The organism is Tepidicaulis sp. (assembly GCF_965222285.1).
GTDB lineage: Bacteria > Pseudomonadota > Alphaproteobacteria > Parvibaculales > Parvibaculaceae > Tepidicaulis.
In genome coordinates this window covers 835,768-854,435 of sequence record NZ_OZ244942.1, presented here as the reverse complement: position 1 = coordinate 854,435, position 18,668 = coordinate 835,768, and the positions used below count along the sequence as shown (strand labels likewise).

The 18,668-nt window shown below is 61.7% G+C and carries 16 protein-coding genes; 9 read left to right on the top strand and 7 right to left on the bottom strand.

The annotated features are described in order from the left end of the window. Positions 1-65: 65 nt before the first annotated feature. Positions 66-1,745 carry an electron transfer flavoprotein-ubiquinone oxidoreductase gene (locus ACOQOT_RS04025; protein WP_420561088.1) on the bottom strand — a complete coding sequence of 560 codons (1,680 nt, stop codon included), beginning with the start codon at positions 1,743-1,745 and terminating at the stop codon, positions 66-68. Positions 1,746-2,071: 326 nt separating this feature from the next. On the opposite strand from ACOQOT_RS04025, the gene ACOQOT_RS04020 reads away from it, so the two are divergent. The 3 genes from ACOQOT_RS04020 to moaB all read left to right on the top strand — a co-directional run bounded on the left by ACOQOT_RS04020 (position 2,072) and on the right by moaB (position 5,639). Beyond that, positions 2,072-2,965: a uracil-DNA glycosylase gene (locus ACOQOT_RS04020; protein WP_420561087.1), complete on the top strand. Its 894-nt coding sequence runs from the start codon at positions 2,072-2,074 to the stop codon at positions 2,963-2,965. A 206-nt stretch (positions 2,966-3,171) separates the two neighbouring features. After that, the gene (locus tag ACOQOT_RS04015) at positions 3,172-5,010 is read left to right on the top strand and encodes a lytic transglycosylase domain-containing protein (RefSeq protein ID WP_420561086.1); all 1,839 of its coding nucleotides are present in this window, start codon (positions 3,172-3,174) and stop codon (positions 5,008-5,010) included. An 89-nt stretch (positions 5,011-5,099) separates the two neighbouring features. Next, the gene (moaB, locus tag ACOQOT_RS04010) at positions 5,100-5,639 is read left to right on the top strand and encodes a molybdenum cofactor biosynthesis protein B (RefSeq protein WP_420561085.1); all 540 of its coding nucleotides are present in this window, start codon (positions 5,100-5,102) and stop codon (positions 5,637-5,639) included. Positions 5,640-5,642: 3 nt separating this feature from the next. Here the strand turns inward: moaB and ACOQOT_RS04005 are convergent, their stop codons facing one another. The 4 genes from ACOQOT_RS04005 to ACOQOT_RS03990 all read right to left on the bottom strand — a co-directional run bounded on the left by ACOQOT_RS04005 (position 5,643) and on the right by ACOQOT_RS03990 (position 8,579). Then, complete coding sequence (locus tag ACOQOT_RS04005) at positions 5,643-6,326, bottom strand: methyl-accepting chemotaxis protein (RefSeq protein WP_420561084.1); 684 nt, start codon at positions 6,324-6,326, stop codon at positions 5,643-5,645. A gap of 166 nt (positions 6,327-6,492) precedes the next feature. Continuing rightward, positions 6,493-7,251, bottom strand: a complete 759-nt coding sequence (locus tag ACOQOT_RS04000; RefSeq protein WP_420561083.1) for a class I SAM-dependent methyltransferase — start codon at positions 7,249-7,251, stop codon at positions 6,493-6,495. Then, entirely contained in the window at positions 7,248-7,844 is a 597-nt protein-coding gene (locus tag ACOQOT_RS03995) for a TIGR04282 family arsenosugar biosynthesis glycosyltransferase (protein WP_420561082.1), read from the bottom strand. The genes ACOQOT_RS04000 and ACOQOT_RS03995 overlap by 4 nt, the downstream gene beginning before the upstream one ends. Before the next feature lie 39 nt (positions 7,845-7,883). Next, entirely contained in the window at positions 7,884-8,579 is a 696-nt protein-coding gene (locus ACOQOT_RS03990; protein WP_420561081.1) for a TIGR04283 family arsenosugar biosynthesis glycosyltransferase, read from the bottom strand. Between the two features lie 243 nt (positions 8,580-8,822). On the opposite strand from ACOQOT_RS03990, the gene ACOQOT_RS03985 reads away from it, so the two are divergent. Then, entirely contained in the window at positions 8,823-9,887 is a 1,065-nt protein-coding gene (locus ACOQOT_RS03985) for a PA0069 family radical SAM protein (RefSeq protein ID WP_420561080.1), read from the top strand. 30 nt (positions 9,888-9,917) lie between these two features. Here ACOQOT_RS03985 and ACOQOT_RS03980 read toward each other — a convergent pair whose 3' ends face one another. Next, on the bottom strand, positions 9,918-10,235 hold the full coding sequence (locus ACOQOT_RS03980; protein WP_420561079.1) for a hypothetical protein: 318 nt from the start codon (positions 10,233-10,235) through the stop codon (positions 9,918-9,920). A 139-nt stretch (positions 10,236-10,374) separates the two neighbouring features. Here ACOQOT_RS03980 and ACOQOT_RS03975 point away from each other — a divergent pair, with 139 nt between their 5' ends. Together ACOQOT_RS03975 and ACOQOT_RS03970 are read left to right on the top strand one after the other, a co-directional pair. Then, complete coding sequence (locus ACOQOT_RS03975; RefSeq protein ID WP_420561078.1) at positions 10,375-11,010, top strand: ribonuclease HII; 636 nt, start codon at positions 10,375-10,377, stop codon at positions 11,008-11,010. Between the two features lie 115 nt (positions 11,011-11,125). Next, a complete protein-coding gene (locus ACOQOT_RS03970; protein ID WP_420561077.1) occupies positions 11,126-12,229 on the top strand; it encodes a site-specific DNA-methyltransferase in 1,104 nt (367 codons plus the stop codon). 8 nt (positions 12,230-12,237) lie between these two features. Here ACOQOT_RS03970 and mutY read toward each other — a convergent pair whose 3' ends face one another. Beyond that, the gene (mutY, locus tag ACOQOT_RS03965) at positions 12,238-13,281 is read right to left on the bottom strand and encodes an A/G-specific adenine glycosylase (protein ID WP_420561076.1); all 1,044 of its coding nucleotides are present in this window, start codon (positions 13,279-13,281) and stop codon (positions 12,238-12,240) included. 267 nt (positions 13,282-13,548) lie between these two features. On the opposite strand from mutY, the gene ACOQOT_RS03960 reads away from it, so the two are divergent. The 3 genes from ACOQOT_RS03960 to smc all read left to right on the top strand — a co-directional run bounded on the left by ACOQOT_RS03960 (position 13,549) and on the right by smc (position 18,377). Beyond that, entirely contained in the window at positions 13,549-14,079 is a 531-nt protein-coding gene (locus ACOQOT_RS03960; RefSeq protein ID WP_420561075.1) for a DUF721 domain-containing protein, read from the top strand. A 95-nt stretch (positions 14,080-14,174) separates the two neighbouring features. Beyond that, positions 14,175-14,852: a DsbA family protein gene (locus ACOQOT_RS03955; protein WP_420561074.1), complete on the top strand. Its 678-nt coding sequence runs from the start codon at positions 14,175-14,177 to the stop codon at positions 14,850-14,852. A 66-nt stretch (positions 14,853-14,918) separates the two neighbouring features. Then, entirely contained in the window at positions 14,919-18,377 is a 3,459-nt protein-coding gene (gene smc, locus ACOQOT_RS03950) for a chromosome segregation protein SMC (RefSeq protein WP_420561073.1), read from the top strand. Positions 18,378-18,668: the final 291 nt, after the last annotated feature.

Here is an 18,668-nt window from a genome sequence, read left to right as displayed (position 1 = left end):
CGCGCCGCGCCAGCTTGCAATTGCCCCGCTAATGCCCCGCCAGCAGCAGCCGGCAGCGATCCCGCTTACATATTCGGGTAATTGGGTCCGCCGCCGCCTTCCGGCACCGTCCAGTTGATGTTCTGCGTCGGATCTTTGATGTCGCAGGTCTTACAATGGACGCAGTTCTGCGCATTGATCTGGAAGCGCGGATTGGAGCCGTCATCCTCCCGCACCACTTCGTAAACGCCGGCCGGGCAATAACGCTGCGCCGGTTCGTCATAAGTGGGCAGGTTGAAGTTGATCGGAACCGTGTCGTCTTTCAGCTTCAAATGCACGGGCTGGTCTTCTTCGTGGTTCGTCGCGGAGAGGAACACGGAAGACAGCTTGTCGAAGGTCAGCTTGCCGTCGGGCTTCGGGTAGTCGATCGGCTTGCACTCGCTCGCCTTTTTCAGCGAGGCATGGTCGGGCTTCTTGTGCTTCAAGGTGAAGGGAAGACCGATACCGAGCTGGTTCATCCACATGTCGATGCCGCCAAGACCGACACCGAGCACGGTGCCGAGGCGCGACCAGAGCGGTTTGACGTTCCGCACGCGCTTCAGGTCTTTATAAACGTGGCTCTTCTCGTAAGCGGCGGGATAAGCGGCAAGCTCATCGCCCTGACGCCCGTCTTTCACCGCTTCGAAGGCCGCTTCCGCCGCCATCATGCCGGTGGCCATGGCGTTGTGCGAGCCCTTGATGCGGGGCACGTTGACGAAGCCTGCCGAACAGCCGATCAGCGCGCCGCCCGGGAAGGTAAGCTTCGGCACGGACTGGAAGCCGCCTTCGGTAATGGCGCGCGCGCCATAGGCGATGCGGCGCCCGCCTTCGAACGTCTCACGGATCACCGGATGCGTCTTCATCCGCTGGAACTCGTCGAAGGGCGAGAGGTACGGGTTCTGGTAGTTCAGATGCACCACGAAGCCCACCGAGACGAGATTTTCCCCGAAATGGTAGAGGAAGGAACCGCCGCCGGTCTTATTGTCGAGCGGCCAGCCCATCGTGTGCTGCACGAGGCCCTTCTTGTGCTTGGAAGGATCGACCTCCCAAAGTTCCTTGATGCCAATGCCGAATTTCTGCGGCTCGCGACCTTCGTCCAGATTGAACTTGCGGATCAGCTCCTTGGAAAGTGAGCCGCGCACGCCTTCGCCGATCAGCGTGTATTTGCCGCGCAGTTCCATGCCGCGCATGAACGTGTCCTTGGGCTGGCCGTCCTTGCCGATGCCCATGTCGTTCGTCGCCACGCCGCGCACGCTGCCATCTTCATTGTAAAGAATCTCGGCGGCGGCGAAGCCAGGGTAGATTTCCACGCCCAGCTCTTCGGCCTGAGCAGCGAGCCAGCGGCACACTTCGCCCAGCGAGACGATGTAATTGCCGTGGTTGTTCATCAGCGGCGGCATGAAGAAATTCGGCAGCCGCAGCCCGCCCGACGGGCCCAGATAGACGAAGTGGTCGTCCGTGACGGGCGTGTCGATCGGCGCGCCTTTTTCTTTCCAATCGGGAATCAACTCGTTCAGCGCGACCGGGTCGATCACCGCGCCGGAGAGGATATGAGCGCCGACTTCCGAGCCTTTTTCCAGCACGGTCACGGAAAGATCGAAATCCTCCTCGATCGCGAGCTGACGCAGCCGAATGGCAGCTGCCAGCCCTGCCGGGCCGCCGCCGACGATCACAACGTCATAGTCCATGTATTCGCGCTCGGCGAGCGCCGGATTGTCTTCGCTCATCCTTCCTCCTCATCCCACCAGGGGAAGTAAATCATTCGCCCGGCCGCTTGGCCGTCAAAACCCTTCTGCATAAAGGGAGAATCCGGTGCGGGGGCACAAAATTGCCCTCTTATGAGGCGTTGCCGCGTTCAGGTCAACATTCTCCGCATTGGCGCATTCTCCCATTTTTTTCCACAACTGCCTGAAATCGCGTAGAAAATGACGTCCCGCCCGGCCTTCCTGTGACAAGACCCTTGGGTCACAATCGGGGGAGGACTATGGTTCGTGACCATGATTTAGGGCATGAGGGGACGCAGGCCATGCCGGCAGCGCCTCTTTGACCGCCAATGAACACCAATCGGACCATGAACGAGCAAAACGCCTCTTCCGATACCCCGCTCGATCCGGCAGAAGCCCTGGCTTTGCTGGAGTTTTTCGCCGAGGCGGGGGTAAGCGAGCTCGTGCAGGACACGCCGGTGGACAATTACTCCCTGCCCGAGACCGTCAAGGCGGCAGCGCAGCCGGGCGCCGCCCCCAGTGCCCCCGCGACGGGAGGCCGCCCGCTGCCGCCGCGCCAGAGCCAAAGCCAGCCCGCCATTTCCACCCCCGCCGCCATTCCGCTCGACGGGCTGCAGGAAGCCGAAACGGCGCGGGAAATCGCCGCAAACTGCAAATCGCTCGAAGAACTGCGCGCGGCACTGGAGCGATTCGACCTCTGCGCCCTCAAACAGACCGCCAAAAACCTCGTCTTTTCCGACGGCAACCCTCAGGCACGGCTGATGCTGGTGGGTGAAGCACCGGGGCGGGACGAGGATATTCAAGGCAAGCCTTTTGTGGGGCGCTCGGGTCAATTGCTGGACCGGATGCTGGGCGCCATCGGCTATAGCCGCGAGAACGCCTATATCGCCAATGTTCTGCCCTGGCGCCCGCCAGGCAACCGCACTCCGACGGACGGGGAACTGGCCATGTGCCGGCCTTTCATCGAGCGGCATATCGAGCTCGTCAATCCGGAGGTCATTGCCTTTCTCGGCGGTGTTTCGGCCAAGCAGATGCTGGGCACCACCACAGGTATCATGCGGCTGCGCGGAAAATGGGCGGTCTACAGCATTGGCGGGCGCGAAGTGCCGGCCCTGCCCCTCCTGCACCCTGCCTATCTGCTGCGCCAGCCCGCCCAGAAGCAACTCGCCTGGCGCGACCTTTTGAAGCTGCGCGAAAAGCTCTCCTCACTCCCGGAAGCTTAATCTTTTCCCCCTAAAGTTGGGTTTTCCGCCGCTTTGCGCGCGGATCGTTAAACATTTCACGAAACCGTTCTTGAGGCGGCGGGCGGGCCTTGTCATGATGGGGAAGGTAACGTGAGTATCGAAAGCTGCGCTTGGGGGGCGCTTGCGACATGAGGGGCATGAGGCAGGGCGCCGCGGCCAAAACCGCCGCAGCACGCGCATATTGTGTGCGAAACGAGGCGGAGACCGTAAAACGGACCGCGCTTTTCACAGGATTCTTCTTTCTTATCGCAATGGCGCTGTTTCTGGCGCTCGGCGCCGGCGCGGCGAAAGCCGAGAGTTATGGCGCGGGCGGGCTGACGGGCGTCACCCCGGCGCTTTTGAGCGATGAGGATCAGACCCGTTACCGCAAGATTTTCCGGCTGCAGGAAGATGGCCGCTGGCGCGAGGCGGACCGGCTGATCGATGCGCTTGAGGACCGCGCGCTGATGGGCCATGTGCTTTACCAGCGCTACATGCACCCCACCGCCTACCGCTCCAAATTCTCCGAACTTAAAAGCTGGCTCGATCTTTATAACGACCATCCGGGCGCCTCGAAGATCCACAAGCTTGCCATGAAGCGGCGCCCGCGCGGCGCGGCTTATCCCGCCCAGCCGCTGCGCCGCGTCTACCGGCAGCGCAACGATACGGCTTATTCGGTCGCCGCCACGCAGCGCAGCTTCTCGCGCAGCTACCGCAAAGCCAATTACCGGGTGCGCAGCTATTTGCGCCGCGAGCGCCCTACACAGGCACTTGGGTATCTCAACCGGGTGCGCGGCTCTTTGAGCGCGCTTGAATATGACACGATCCTGACGCGCATCGCCGGGTCCTATTTCATCGAGGACCGCAACGACCGGGCCTATGAAGAAGCGGTCACGGCGCTCAAACGCTCCGGCGAAGGTGTGCCGCTTGCCTATTGGTATGCAGGTCTTGCCTCCTGGCGGATGGATGAGCCGGCACGGGCCGCGGATTATTTTGCCGTGCTGGCGCGCGCCAAAAACGTCAATGACTGGACGCGGGCCGCAGGCGGTTTCTGGGCGGCGCGGGCCTATCTTGCCAGCCGCCAGCCGGAACATGTTGCCGAAATGCTGGAAATCGCCGCAGGCACCGGCGCGACTTTTTACGGCATTCTCGCCGCCCGCCAGCTTGGCGATGAGGTGGAGTTCGTCTGGCTGCGCCAGCCGCTCGATGAGGCAGGCTATAAGCTGCTGCTCGCCGAGCCCGCCGTCCGCCGCGCCATTGCGCTGACCGAAATCGGCCGGCAGGGCATGGCCGAAGAGGAATTGATGCGCGCTCATGGCCGCATCGATGAGGGCCTCGACACGGCGCTTATCGCCCTTGCCGAAGCGCTGAAATTGCCTGCAACGCAGCTGCAAGTGGCAAGCGCGGCGCATATCCCCGCCTCTTACCGCGCGGCGCAAAACGGCAGCGGGCATCAGGCCTTCGTTATCAATGCAGGGCTTTTCCCGGTGCCCGATTATGCACCGAGCGAGGGCTTCCGCGTCGACCGCGCCTTGCTCTTTGCCTTCATGCGCCAGGAAAGCAAGTTTCAGCCGCAGGCAAAATCCTATGCGGGCGCGCGCGGGCTTATGCAGATCATGCCCGCCACCGCCAGCCACATCACGCAGGACCGCTCCTTGCGCCGCTCCAACCGCGACAAACTTTTCGAGCCATCTTTCAACGCTTCGCTCGGCCAGCAATATCTGCAAGAGCTGATGAATATGGGCGATCCTCATGGCAATCTCATCATGCTCGCCGCCGCTTATAATGGCGGGCCGGGCAATCTCAACCGCTGGCTGAAGCAGGTGGATTACCGCGAAGACCCGCTGCTTTTCCTTGAAAGCATTCCGGCTGCCGAAACGCGCGGCTATGTGGAGCGCGTAATCACCAATCTTTGGATGTACCGGGACCGGCTCGGACAGCTTTCCCCGTCACTCGACACGGTGGCGGCGGGCGCCTGGCCGCTTTATCAGCCCATGGAACGGGGCGGACAGCTCGCGCGCGGCTCGGCAAGCCTTCAGCCTTAAAGCGCTTCTCACGCAATAGAGATAGCCAAGGCCTTTGAGCGGGAGGGCCCGGCCCCTATATTCGGGGCCGGAAACAAAGGAGCCCCCGCATGCCCGGTATCGATGAAAGCCGCGAGTTCATTCCCGTCCGTATTGCCGTTCTGACCGTTTCGGATACGCGCGGCCTTGATGAGGACAAGTCCGGCGACACGCTGGTGAGCAGGCTGACGGAAGCCGGGCACATTCTGGCGGACCGCGCCATCGTCAAAGACGACATGGCCGCCATTACCAGCCAGCTGCAAAAATGGATCGCGGATAAGGATGTGGATGTCGTCATCTCCACCGGCGGCACGGGCCTGACCGGGCGCGATGTGACGCCGGAAGCCTTTCATTCGGTCTATGAGAAAGAGATCGAAGGCTTTGCCGCCCTCTTCCACCAGATCAGCTATGAGAAGATCGGCACCTCGACCATTCAGTCGCGGGCAACGGCGGGGGTTTCCCACGGCACCTATCTTTTCGCCCTGCCCGGCTCCACCGGCGCCTGCAAGGACGGCTGGGACGGGATTTTGAAATATCAGCTCGATTACCGCTACCGGCCCTGCAATTTCGTCGAGATCATGCCGCGCCTCGAAGAGCACCGGCGCAAGTAAGCCTTAACCTGTATGGTCGAGATGCTTCATGATCTGCGCCGTGGAATGGGCGGCATCCTCGCTTAAAGAACGTATTTCACTCGCGATAACGGCAAAGCCCTTGCCGCTGTCACCGGCATGCGCCGCTTCTATCGTGGCGTTGAGGGAAATGAGTTTGACCTTAGCGCTAACCTCGCTGACAGCGCGCGCGGCGGCGAGCATGGTATCGCGGGACTGTCTTTCTTTTTCACTGCGCTCTTCAAGACAGCCTTTCAACGTCTGGCCCACCCCTTCGGTGATACGGTTGAGGGCGCCGAGCACATCTTCGGCGACGAAATAGACAAGTTCCGAAAAACTATTTCCGCACGTGCTGCGCCCCTTCTCTTCAAGCGTGAGGGCCATTTGTTGTGCTTCGCGCAGAAAGCGGGAAACGGTTTCCACATCTTCGCGCGGCAGGGCACCGGTCTGGGCAAGCAGCAATGCGGCTTCTTTTGGAATGCCAAGCGCGGGTGAACCCCGGCGCAGCGTTTCCCATATCTCCTCAAATTCGGTAAGCGCGCTTTTATAGAGTGCCACGGCGCGCCTATCACCTGCATGCACCGCTTGCAGGCCCGCCATGGCAAGGCGGTGCGAGAGCATGCGCATCTTGCCGGAAAGATTGATGAGGGAGCTCAGTGCATCTTCTATCGGGATGTCTTTGTCTTGCATGGCGCACTCCAAACGGGGGACTGAACCATCCCCTTGCATTTTCCGTGCAAGAACGGCGCGCGCTTGGCGCGGCGGAAAATCGCTTAGCACCATCATGAGCTGATGAGGATTTGTGCAAAAGCTGCCACAAAACGGGCAAGAGAACGCCCTTTAACCGCGCGTAAACTCAAAGAGCACGAAGAACGAAAAAACAGTAGCCGTACTGATCCTGAAAACGTTCGAAGAGCTCCATCTCTTCTTCCTGCTCTTTGAAGACGGCCAGCGCCTCGGGCGCGCCTGCGTAGTCGGGCAGCAGCTCTCTTATGCGGGTCTTCATAGGCTCATAATATTCCGCCCACCAATCATCCTCGGTGAGCCAGTGCGTGCCAAGCACCTCGAAACCTGCACGCTGCGCCCGCGCGGCATTTTCGGCAAGCGTTCCCATGGACGGATAAGCTTCATCCCAGAAGTGCCGGATTTCGAGCGAGGGCTCGCCGGTTTTCCAAACACAGTCGGAGATCACCGCATAGCGGCCCGGCGCAAGGAACGGGCGCCAGTGGGCAAGCCCTTCTTCAAAACCCAAATTGTAGATCGCCCCTTCCGACCAGATGAGATCGAAAACGCCCTGGGGCAGATGCAGGTCTTCGAAATCGCCGCAAAGCGTGCGCAGCCTCGTTTCCGGTACGCCTTCGCCTTCCGCATTGGCTTCGAGCTTATCCAGAAACGGCTTCATGATGTCGACGGCGGTAACGCGCCCGTCCGTCAGGCGCAACAGTTCCAGCGTTGCAGCCCCCTGGCCTGCGCCAAGGTCGAGGATTTCAGGCTCGCTCGGCAATGGCGGCAGCAGCTTGAAGGCGGCGCGCGTCGCCTCCCGCGAACCCGGGCCGTTGCGCGGCAGGCCGAGCTGAATTTCCATGAAGACTTTGAACGGATCGATATCGCTCATCGCTTCGCTTTCTTGCGCCAGGCGTGAAAATCGGCGCCGGTATCGATATCGGGCAAAGCTTCGAGCAGTGCCACGCGGGCGCCTTTCAGATTGGCGAGCGTATCATCCAACGTCGTTTCGCTCGACCAGCGCACCTGACCGAAAATTTCCGGAACGCGGGGAAAACGCTTGAGGCCGACGAGCCAATAGCCGCCATCTTCCGCCGGGCCGAAAACCGCATCATGCGAGCCGAGCGCCTTGAAGGCCGCTGCAATGTGCCGGCTTTCGATGTCCGGTATGTCCCCGCCGATCATGACAATGGGGCCCGGCGCAAGGGAGCGCATGAGATGGCCCATGCGCGCGCCGAGATCCCCGCCCCCTTGCGCCACGAGCGGTAGATGGGGCGGGAAGAAGCCCGGCTCGTCCACCGCGCTGTCGGGCGCAACGGCAAGAAGCGTTTGCCAGCGCGGGTCCTGCCCCAGCTTGCGCATAAGTGCGGCGGAGGCGGTTTTATAAAAGCGCAGCGCCTCGACCGCGCCGATATCGCGCGCTAGGCGCGTTTTTACCTGCCCGAGCCGCGGCAGCTTGGACATAATGACGAGTTGCGGTGTCACTCTTTGTCTATCCCGATCTTGCGCATGGGCCCTGCACGCTTACCCGTAAAGCCGGGCAAGAACGCGCGGCGGCACGCGCAAATAATAAAGCGAGAGGAGGCCGAGATTGCGCAAAGCGCGCAGGAAAAAGCCGCTGCGCACATAGCGCTCCGGGCTCGTCACGGCCTGTGAGCGCAGCAGCACGAGACGCTTGCGCCCGATCCGGCGCACCAGATCCACATCTTCCATCAGCGGCAATTCCTTAAAGCCGCCGAGCTTCTTGTAATAGGCCTTGGAAATCACAAGGCCCTGATCGCCGTAAGGCAGGCGGAACAGCGCGCAGCGCAGCGCCACCATCTTTTCCATGAAACGCGCCTTGCCGGAAAAATCATCGAGGGCAAAACGGAAAGCCGCCGCAACCTCCCCGTCCTTCCAGCGCCCGCGCTCCACATGCTCGAACCATTTGCGCAGCTCGTCTTCCCAGCCCGGCGTCAGCACCGTGTCGGCGTGCAGAAAGAGCAGCCAATCGGCGCGCGCCGCCTTGGCGCCTTCGGCAAGCTGCGTGCCGCGCCCGCGCGGCCCGGCGATGAACTGGCAGCCCGCCGCATCGGCAATCTCCTCCGTCTTATCGGTGGAGCTGCCATCGGCGATGATCACCTCGCGCACCAGCCCCTGCACCGTCGCATCGATCAGGCTGTTCAAGGTGCGCGTCAGCGTCTTTTCGGCATTCAATGTGGGTATGACAACACTCAGCATGGCGCGGACTATAGCGGGAAGCCCTGCCACAGTTCGAGGGAAAGGCGCGGAAAATCACGCTGTTTTCAGCACTGTTTCCGCCTCGAAAAATGTTCTTGTTTTGTTCTATGCGTTCTGTATATTTTCCTCATGACGACGGACACTGGAAAACGCCCCGGCCCCGCACCCGCCTTCCCCCGGGCGGCGCGGCAGCCGCAGCATCCCCACCCGCAGCATCTGGAGGCAGGCACCCCCCTCCGCCAGATGCCGATGCACGGCCGCCGCGGCCGGGGCGCGCTTTCCAATCAAAGCGGGCGTTTCGAAAAACTTGCCTATGCGCCCGTCGATGACGGCTGGGACAATCTGGAAGACCTGCCGCCGCTGCGCAGCTGCGTGACGGCGGAAAGCCCGCGCAAGATTTTGACGCGCAACACCTCGCCCGACATTCCCTTCGACCGCTCCATCAACCCTTACCGGGGCTGCGAGCATGGCTGTGTTTACTGCTTTGCGCGGCCCACCCATGCCTATATGGGCCTTTCGCCGGGGCTCGACTTCGAAAGCCGGCTCTTTGCGAAACCGAATGCCGCCCAGCTTCTGGAAAAGGAACTGCGCGCGAAGAATTACAGCTGCCAGCCCATCGCCATCGGCACGAATACGGACCCCTATCAGCCCATCGAGCGGGAATACCGGATCATGCGCCAGGTGCTCGAAGTGCTGGAGGCTTATAATCATCCCGTCTCGATCGTCACGAAATCGGCGCTGGTGACACGGGATATCGACATTCTCTCGGCCATGGCACAGCGCGGCCTTGCCAAGGTGGCGGTTTCCGTCACCACGCTCGATGCCAAACTTGCCCGGGCGATGGAGCCGCGCGCCTCCACCCCGTCAAAGCGCATGGCGGCACTGGAAATGCTTTCGGCGGCGGACATTCCGACCGCCGTGATGATCGCGCCCGTCATTCCCGCGCTCAACGATCATGAGCTTGAAAAGATCATGACGGGGGCAGCGCTCGCCGGTGTTAAGGCCGCCAACTACATTCTGCTGCGCCTTCCTTTGGAGATCAGCGATCTTTTCAAGGAATGGCTGGAAGAAAATGCGCCGGATAAAGCAAAGCATGTACTTTCCGTGCTGCGGCAAATGCGCGGCGGCAAGGACTATGACGCCGAATGGGGCAAACGCATGCGCGGCGAGGGGCCTTTCGCCTGGATGCTGAAGCGGCGGTTTGAAATCGCCGCCCGCAAACACGGGCTCACCCGCCCGCGCTTCGAGCTCGATTGCAGCCAGTTCAAGCCTCCGGCACATAAAGGCGAGCAACTCAGTTTTTTCTGAGCCGCCCGCCTCTAAACTCAAAGAAAGCGCCTACCAGGTGCAGATGATCTTGCCGTCTTTCACGCGCGAAACATGGCCAGCCTTCAGCCCGCCGAAACCTGCCGTCAGAAAACTGTCCTTTGCCCGCTGGCTGTCGAAATACCAGCGCGACCCGCAGCGCTCGACATAATGATGGCGGCTGCCGTCATGCTTGCGCACATCGTAGAGAATGCTCGTGCCGCCGCCGCGCATGATATAGCGCTCGGAAGCTTCTGCTTCCGGCGCAAAGGCCGCGATGCTTATGACCGCAAAGGCCAAGGCGATGAAAGAACGCAAAAAAGAGGACGTCTTGCATGTGATGGTCGTCATGGCACCGGCTCCCGTATCTGCCAAAATAAACGTCACGTCTTGAGTGGAGATGATCATTCGGGAAGACCGGCAGCAAGCTGTACACTTGCACTAGAACGGCTTACTCAGAGACAGAGTAAAGATGGCAAGGAAGCAAGACATGCAGGTAACCGCGCGTGAGCCTGACGGCCCGACGCTCGAGCTTGAGAAAAAGGCAGGCTTTCCGGCAAAGCGCATTGCCGGGGTCGATGAAGCCGGACGCGGGCCTTTGGCAGGCCCCGTGGTTGCCGCCGCAGTGCTGCTCGATCCTGCCGCCATTCCGGATGGTCTCAACGATTCCAAGAAGCTGAGCGCGGCAAAGCGCGAAAAGCTTTTCGAGGAAATCTGCGCGTCAAGCCGTTATGCCATCGCGCTCGGCGCGGTCGAGGAAATCGACCGGCTCAACATCCATCACGCCACCTTGCAGACCATGAAGCGCGCCGTGGAAGCGCTGCCGATCTCCCCCGACCATGTTCTGGTCGACGGGAAATTTACCCCCGCCCTTGCCTGCCCCGCCGAGGCAGTGATCGGCGGCGACGGGCGCTCGCTCTCCATCGCCGCCGCCTCCATTCTTGCCAAGGTGACACGCGACCGGCTGATGGCGGATCTCGATGCCGCCCATCCCGGTTACGGCTGGGCGCGCAACATGGGCTATGGCACGGCGGCGCATAAATCGGCACTCGAAGCGCTCGGGCCCACCATTCACCACCGCCGCTCCTTCGCTCCCATACGCAAGATATTGAGTCCGGATTCCTAAGAGAGACTCGATATAGTAGGCGATGACTCGCTAACCCATTGATTCCAATAAATTAATTGACCTGTAACCGGTCCCCCGCCAATATCCCCGCCTCACACAAGAAGGGGACAGTCCAGTGGGGCGTTCGCGTCAATTCAGCCGGATTCCGGCCAATGAAATTCTCCAGGGTGATTGCATCGAGCTGATGAACGCCCTGCCCGAAAAGTCGGTCGATCTCGTTTTCGCCGACCCGCCCTACAATCTCCAGCTTCAGGGCGATCTGACGCGCCCGGACCAGAGCAAGGTCAATGGCGTGACCGACGCCTGGGACCAGTTTGCCAGTTTCGAGACCTATGACCGGTTCACGCGCGAATGGCTCGCGGCGGCGCGGCGTATCCTGAAAGATACGGGCGCGATCTGGGTCATCGGCTCCTATCACAATATTTTCCGCGTCGGCGCCTCGCTGCAGGATGCCGGCTTCTGGGTGATGAACGACATCGTCTGGCGCAAGACGAACCCGATGCCGAATTTCCGCGGCACCCGCTTCACCAATGCCCATGAAACGCTGATCTGGGCGACGAAGAGCGCGGATCAGAAGAAATACACGTTCAATTACGACGCGATGAAGGCGCTGAACGAGGATCTGCAAATGCGCTCCGACTGGGTGCTGCCGATTTGCACCGGCGCCGAGCGGCTGAAGGACGAAGCAGGCGATAAAGCGCATCCGACGCAAAAACCGGAATCGCTTCTCCACCGCGTGCTGCTCGCCACCACCAATCCGGGCGACATCGTGCTCGATCCTTTCTTCGGCACGGGCACGACGGGCGCCGTCGCCAAGAAGCTCGGACGCAATTTCATCGGGCTCGAGCGGGAAGACAAATACATCAAGGCCGCCAAAGCCCGCATCAAGGCCGTGCAATCTTCCAAACCCGAAGATCTGAAAGTCACGCAGTCCAAACGCCAGGAGCCGCGTGTACCCTTCGGCATGCTGGTCGAGCGCGGCCTTCTGGAGCCCGGCACCGTACTTTACGATCCGCGCCGCTCGGTTGCGGCCAAAGTGCGCGCCGACGGCTCGCTCGTCTGCAAGGATGCGACAGGCTCGATCCACAAAATCGGCGCGCATGTGCAGGGGCTCGAGGCCTGTAACGGCTGGACCTTCTGGCATTTCAAGACGGATGGAAAGCTGAAGCCCATCGACCTTCTGCGCCAGAAAGTGCGCGCGGAAATGGGCACGGCCTGAGGCTGAGCTTAACGCCTGGAAGACGCGGGCCGTTTACCCTTCGTGGCAGCAAAGAGCGGGCCTTCTTCCGGCAAGGCGTGGGCGACGATCTTTTTCATGACGGTAGGCAGCGCATGCTCCCCCAGCCTTTCGGGCGCACACCAGATGCCCTCCACCGCCGCACGTTTTCCCGCCTTGCCGCGCCAGACTTCAAGCTCGAGATGAAAATGCGTGAACGTGTGGCGCACGAGGCCGGGCAGCTTCTGCCACTCGGTATCGAGCGGGGCTTCGGCCAACATCTCCACTTGCCCACGCGGTTCGGCGGTCCATTCGCTTGAGGGGATTTCCGTCATCCCGCCCAATAGCCCTTTTGCTTCTCTTTTGCGCAGCAGCACCTCGCCGCCCGGTCCTTCCAGCCAGAAGGCGGCGCCCCGGCGCACCGGCTTTTCCTTTTTGGGCGCTTTGCGGGGCAGGCTCTCGGCAATCCCGGCGGCGCGGCCCGCACAGGTGCTTTCAAACGGACAGCGATTGCAGGCCGGGCTGCGCGGCGTGCAGATAGCCGCGCCCAGATCCATCATCGCCTGAGCGAAATCCCCGGCGCGTTTTTCCGGCGTCACCTCGTCCATCCGCGCCTTGATCTCTTTCTTGGCAGCGGGCAGCGGCGTTTCGATGGCAAAGAGGCGGGCGATGACGCGCTCGATATTACCGTCCACCACCACGGCCCGCCTGCCGAAGGCAATGGCGGCAATGGCCGCTGCTGTGTAAGGCCCGATGCCGGGCAGCGCCTGGAGCTCTTTTTCGTCCGCCGGAAAGGCCCCGCCATGGCGCTCGCAGACCGCGCCCGCACAGGCATGGAGATTGCGCGCGCGGCTGTAATAGCCAAGCCCCGCCCAGGCATGGAGCACATCATCGAGATCGGCCTTGGCGAGCGCCGCCACATCCGGCCAGCGGGTGAGAAAAGCTTCGAAATAAGGCCCGACCGTCGCCACGGTGGTTTGCTGGAGCATGATCTCCGAGAGCCAGACCCGGTAAGGGTCCGGGACCTCACCCCGCCGCGCGCGCCAGGGCAGCACCCGGGCATGGCGGTCATACCAGGCAAGCAGAGCTCGGGCGTCGGGCCTTGTTACTGACGGGGCGGCAGGCAAAGTGCTCTCACTCTTTTATGACGAACCCGTGGGGCGGATTGCCAACTCGCGGCTCGCAACTTGAACTTATTTGCGCGACACTATAGGCGTGATCGCCGTCGCGGCCAGGCTTCTAGCAGTGCCTTTGACGCGCCGCACGGCAAAAACCCGCATTCAGCCGCCGCCAGCCGGCCCAAAGAAGATGATCGGCCCGCGATGATCGATACCCTGCCCCGCCGCCGCAAGAAAGGCCCGCCGCCCATGTCGGCGCGGCTGTCCATGGCAACGCGCGAGGTGCTTAAACGCCAGGGTTTTGCCGATATGCACATTCTCCGGCACTGGCCGGAAATTGTCGGGCGCAGCCTTGCAGAGCTTAGCGCGCCGGAAAAGCTCGCTTTTCCGCGCGGGCGCGCGCCTTCGGACGGGCGCAAGCGTGCACGGCCGGAGGGGGCGACGCTCACAGTGCGAATCGATGGCGCAGCGGCGCTGGAATTTCAGCATCTGGAACCGCAGATCATCCAGCGCATCAATAATTACTATGGCTACGGCGCCGTGCAGCGCCTCAAACTCGTTCAGGGCCCGCTGCCTATGGCGCCGCGCAAACGGCGCAAGAGCTTCCGGGGGCTGACGGCGGAAGAAGAACAAGGCCTGAACGCAGAGGTAAAAGCAGTCGAAAACCAGCAGCTTAGAGAGTCACTTCTCAACCTTGGACGGCTCGTCATGGGCACCATAAAACCGCGCGCCTAACAGCGATTCTGAAGGCCTTGCAAGAGAAAGGTTCTGTTGCGGGGCTCTGGAGGGCGTGCCTACAATCCAACCATATTTAGTAGGGAACCAGGACCGTGGGACAAAATAAGAGCATCATCGTCGGCGTTGCCGTCGCTGCCCTCGTGCTTATTGCCGCCGGCATTTTCTATTTCAGCAGCCAGGGAAATGGCGCTGGCACAGCGGCTCCGAACGGCATGGCGGATGCGCCCGAAGCGCTCGTTACGCCGGGCCCGCTCGGCGATCTGGCGCTGGGCGATGAAGACGCGCCCGTCACGATCATCGAATACGCCTCGCTGACCTGTAATCACTGCGCGGCTTTCCACAATCAGGTCTTTCCGGAGCTGAAGGAAAAATACATCGAGACGGGCAAAGTCCGTTTCGTTGCCCGCGCTTTCCCGCTCGACCCCATCGCTACGGCAGCGGTCATGATTTCACGCTGCGCGGGGGACGAGCGCTATTTCAAGTTCCTGGAAATTCTCTTCGCCAAGCAGAACGAATGGGCCTTTCAGGAAAACCCGGTGGACAAGCTGAAAGCCATCGCCAAGCAGGGCGGCTTTTCGGATGAAAGCTTCGAGCAGTGCCTCGCCGATCCCGAATTGCTCGACCATATCCGCCAGGTTCAGAAACGGGCCTATGAAGAGCTGAAAATCGCCTCCACGCCAACGTTTTTCGTGAACGGGGAAAAAGTGGAAGGGGCCATGCCCTTCGAGGATTTTGAAAAAATTATCCTCAAGCACCTGTCCGAATCGTGATTTAACGCCGGCCTGCTCCGCGCGGGCAGGCCGGTATCGTCAGTCAACAGAAAGCGGTGTTATCTCGTGAAGTTCACGCGCCTACGTCTTTCAGGTTTCAAATCCTTCGTGGAGCCGACCGATCTTCTGATCGAACCGGGCCTCACCGGCATTGTCGGGCCGAATGGCTGCGGCAAGTCGAACCTGCTGGAAGGCCTGCGCTGGGCCATGGGCGAGAACTCTTTCAAATCCATGCGCGGCTCGGGCATGGAAGACGTGATCTTTGCCGGTACGAATATGCGCCCGGCCCGCAATCATGCGGAAGTCACGATCTATATGGACAATCAGGACCGCTCCGCGCCCTCCGCTTATAATGACAGCGAAAGCCTGGAAGTCGGCCGCCGCATCGAAAAAGACAAAGGGTCGACCTACCGCATCAACGGCAAGGAAGTGCGCGCGAAAGACGTGCAGCTGCTTTTTGCCGATGCCTCCACCGGCTCGCACTCGCCCGCTCTCGTCAAGCAGGGCCAGATCACGCAGCTCATCAATTCCAAGCCGATCAACCGGCGCCGCATTCTGGAAGAAGCTGCCGGCATTACCGGCCTTCACACCCGCCGCCATGAAGCCGAGCTCCGGCTGAAAGGCGCCGAAACGAACCTGACACGGCTCGACGATGTGGTGGGCCAGCTTGAAAGCCAGCTTTCGAGCCTGAAGCGCCAGGCGCGCCAGGCAACGCGCTACCGCAATCTTTCCGGCCTCATCCGGCAAGCAGAAGCGGTGTTCTTCCACCTGCGCTGGAGCCACGCCAAGGAGCTTCTGGAAGCCGAAGAAAAACGCCTTGCTGATACCGACACGCGGGTTGCCGAATATACGGAAGCCGCCGCCGTCGCCTCTACGGCGCAGGCCGAGGCGTCCGAAAAAATTCCGGCGCTGCGCGAGGCAGAAGCCGTTGCCGCCGCCAAGCTGCACCGGCTGACGGTGGAGCGGGAAAATCTCGATGCGGAAGAAAAACGCGCCCGCGAGCAGGCCGAGCGGCTGACCGCGCGGCTGGCGCAAATTTCCTCCGATCTTGAGCGCGAGAGCGGCCTCATCGCCGACACCGATGAAGCCATTGCCAAGCTCGCCGAGGAAGAAGCCGCCCTTAACAGCGAAAACGAAGCGCAAGGCTCGGCCCAGGAAGAAGCGGGCACCCGCGTTGCAGGCGCCGAAGAAGCCTTGAGAGCGCGCGAGAGTGAGCTTGATACGCTGGCGAACGAAGCCGCCGCGCTCAGCGCCCAGCGTCAGAGCCTTGAGCGCACGATCGAGCAAAGCGCCGCGCGCATCGAAAAGCTTATCCAGCAGCTTCAAACCATTGCGAATGAGCGCGAGACGCTGGCCGATGCAGAGGCCAAGCAGGTCGCCATCGCCCAGCAGACCGAAGAGGTTGAAACCGCCGTCGGCAAAGTTCTCGAAGCATCGGAAGCTGCCGAAGAAGCGGAAAAAACGCTGCAAACCGCGCGCGCCAGCGAAGCCCAGGCGCGCGAGCCGATGAACGCGGCAGAGAAACAGCTCGAGCGCATGCTCGCCGAAGCCAAGGCGCTTGGCGATATGCTTGCCATCGGTGAAGGCGATCTTTGGCCGCCGCTCATTGACGCGGTGACGGTGGAACCGGGCTATGAAACGGCGCTCGGCGCAGCCCTTGGCGATGATCTTTCCGTGCCGACGGACACAGCCGCGCCCATTCATTGGGACGAATTGCCGGCATTGGAAGCGCCTGCCCCCCTTCCCCATGGCGCCGCCCCGCTTTCTCAGTTCGTGCGCGGCCCGGCAGCCTTTGGCCGGCGCCTCTCGCATATCGGCCTTGTGGAAGCGGGCCAGGGCAGCGAACTGCAAAAGCAGCTCAAACCCGGCCAGCGGCTGGTGACGAAAGAGGGCGATCTTTGGCGCTGGGACGGGTTCACCGCCGCAGCCGATGCGCCGACCGCTGCTGCCAAGCGGCTCGAACAGCGCAACCGCCTTGCCGATCTTGAAGAAGAGATTGCCGAGCAAAAGGCGCTGGCCCGCGCGGCCCGCGACACGTTCGAAGCCGCACGCCTCGCAGCCCAGGAAGCGCAGGCGAAGGAACAGGAACTGCGCCGCGCGCTGCGCGATGCCCAGTCCCATGAAAGCCAGCTTCGGGCGGAGCTGACCGCCGCCGAGCGCCAGGCTTCCGCACAGCTCTCGCGCCTTGCCGCTTTGGCGGAAGCTGAAGAGCGCCTTTCCGGCGATCTCACCGAAGCGCGCCGCACCCATGAAGAAAGCACGGCTTCCCTCGAAGGGCTGCGCCCCGACGGTGAGCTGAAAGAAAAAGTCGTGGCCAAGCGCGAGGAAGTGGGCGCGCTGCGCATCGAGCTTTCCGAAGCCCGCGCCGCCCTTGAAAGCATCAACCGGGAAGCGCAGGCCCGCGCCCGCCGCCTCTCCGCCATCGGCCAGGAGCGCAGCGCCTGGGAACTGCGCTCAGTGAATGCCCGCAAGCAGATCGAGACCCTGGGTCAGCGCAAGGAAGAAGCCGAAGCCGAGCTTGACGAGCTGAAAGATGTGCCCGGCGCCATCGAGGAAAAGCGCAAGTCACTTCTGAGCTTTATCTCGCAGGCCGAGACGGAACGGCGGGAAGCAGCCGACGCGCTGGCAGAGGCCGAACGCCATCTTGCCGAATGCGACAAGCTTGCCCGCGAAACTCAGTCCGCCCTTTCGCAAGTGCGCGAGGAACGCGCCCGTATCGACGGGCTGGTGGACGGCGCGCGCGAGCGCAAGGCCGAGGCCGAAGCGCGTATCCGCGAAGAGCTGAACTGCGCCGCCGAAGAAGCATTGGCCAAAGCCGAGCTCAAGGAAGGCGAAGAACTGCCTGCCGTCGATGCTATCGAGCAGAAGCTGGAGCGGCTGAAGCGCGAGCGCGAGAATCTGGGCGGCGTCAATCTGCGCGCCGATGAAGAAGCGCGCGAGATCGAAGAACAGCTCACCGCCATGCAGACCGAGCGCGAGGATCTGGAAGCGGCGATCGCCAAGCTCCGCCAGGGCATTGCGAGCCTCAACCGGGAAGGCCGGGAGCGCATGCTGGCCGCCTTCGAGCAGGTGAATGCGAATTTCTCCAAGCTCTTCACGCATCTTTTCGGCGGCGGGGAAGCGCATCTCAAACTCACCGAATCGGACGATCCCTTGGAAGCCGGCCTTGAAATCATGGCCCGCCCGCCCGGCAAGCGCCTGCAGAACATGTCGCTCCTTTCGGGCGGTGAGCAGACCTTGACGGCAACCTCGCTGATTTTCGCAGTGTTCCTCACCAATCCCTCACCCATCTGTGTGCTGGACGAGGTGGATGCGCCGCTCGATGATGCCAATGTGGAGCGTTTCTGCGATCTGATGGAAGAAATGGCCCGCACGACGGATACCCGCTTCCTGATCATCACCCACCACGCGCTGACCATGGCCCGGATGCACCGGCTTTTCGGGGTGACCATGCAGGAACGGGGGGTTTCGACCCTGGTTTCGGTGGACCTGGAAGCGGCCGAGCAGCTGCGCGAAGCAAGCTAACCAAGGCTTTTTCAGGGAATCTTCCCGCAATTTCACCCGCCGCTTGCAAGGCCCCGGGCAAAGAGGAATCACCCCCTTGCCGGGGCCAATTGCCGCACCTTGCTCCAGGGTCAAATTTTTCAATTATTTCAATAAGTTGACACTGGCTCAGAGGTTCTTGACAGCCTATGGGGGCCGAAGTAGGGTGCGCGCGGCTTGAGGCAGCTTTCCCGCAGTTTCCTGCGGGATTTCCCGCGCGAAGGAGCACGAGTTTTGACGGATAAAGACGGCAAAACTCGATCGGGATCCAAG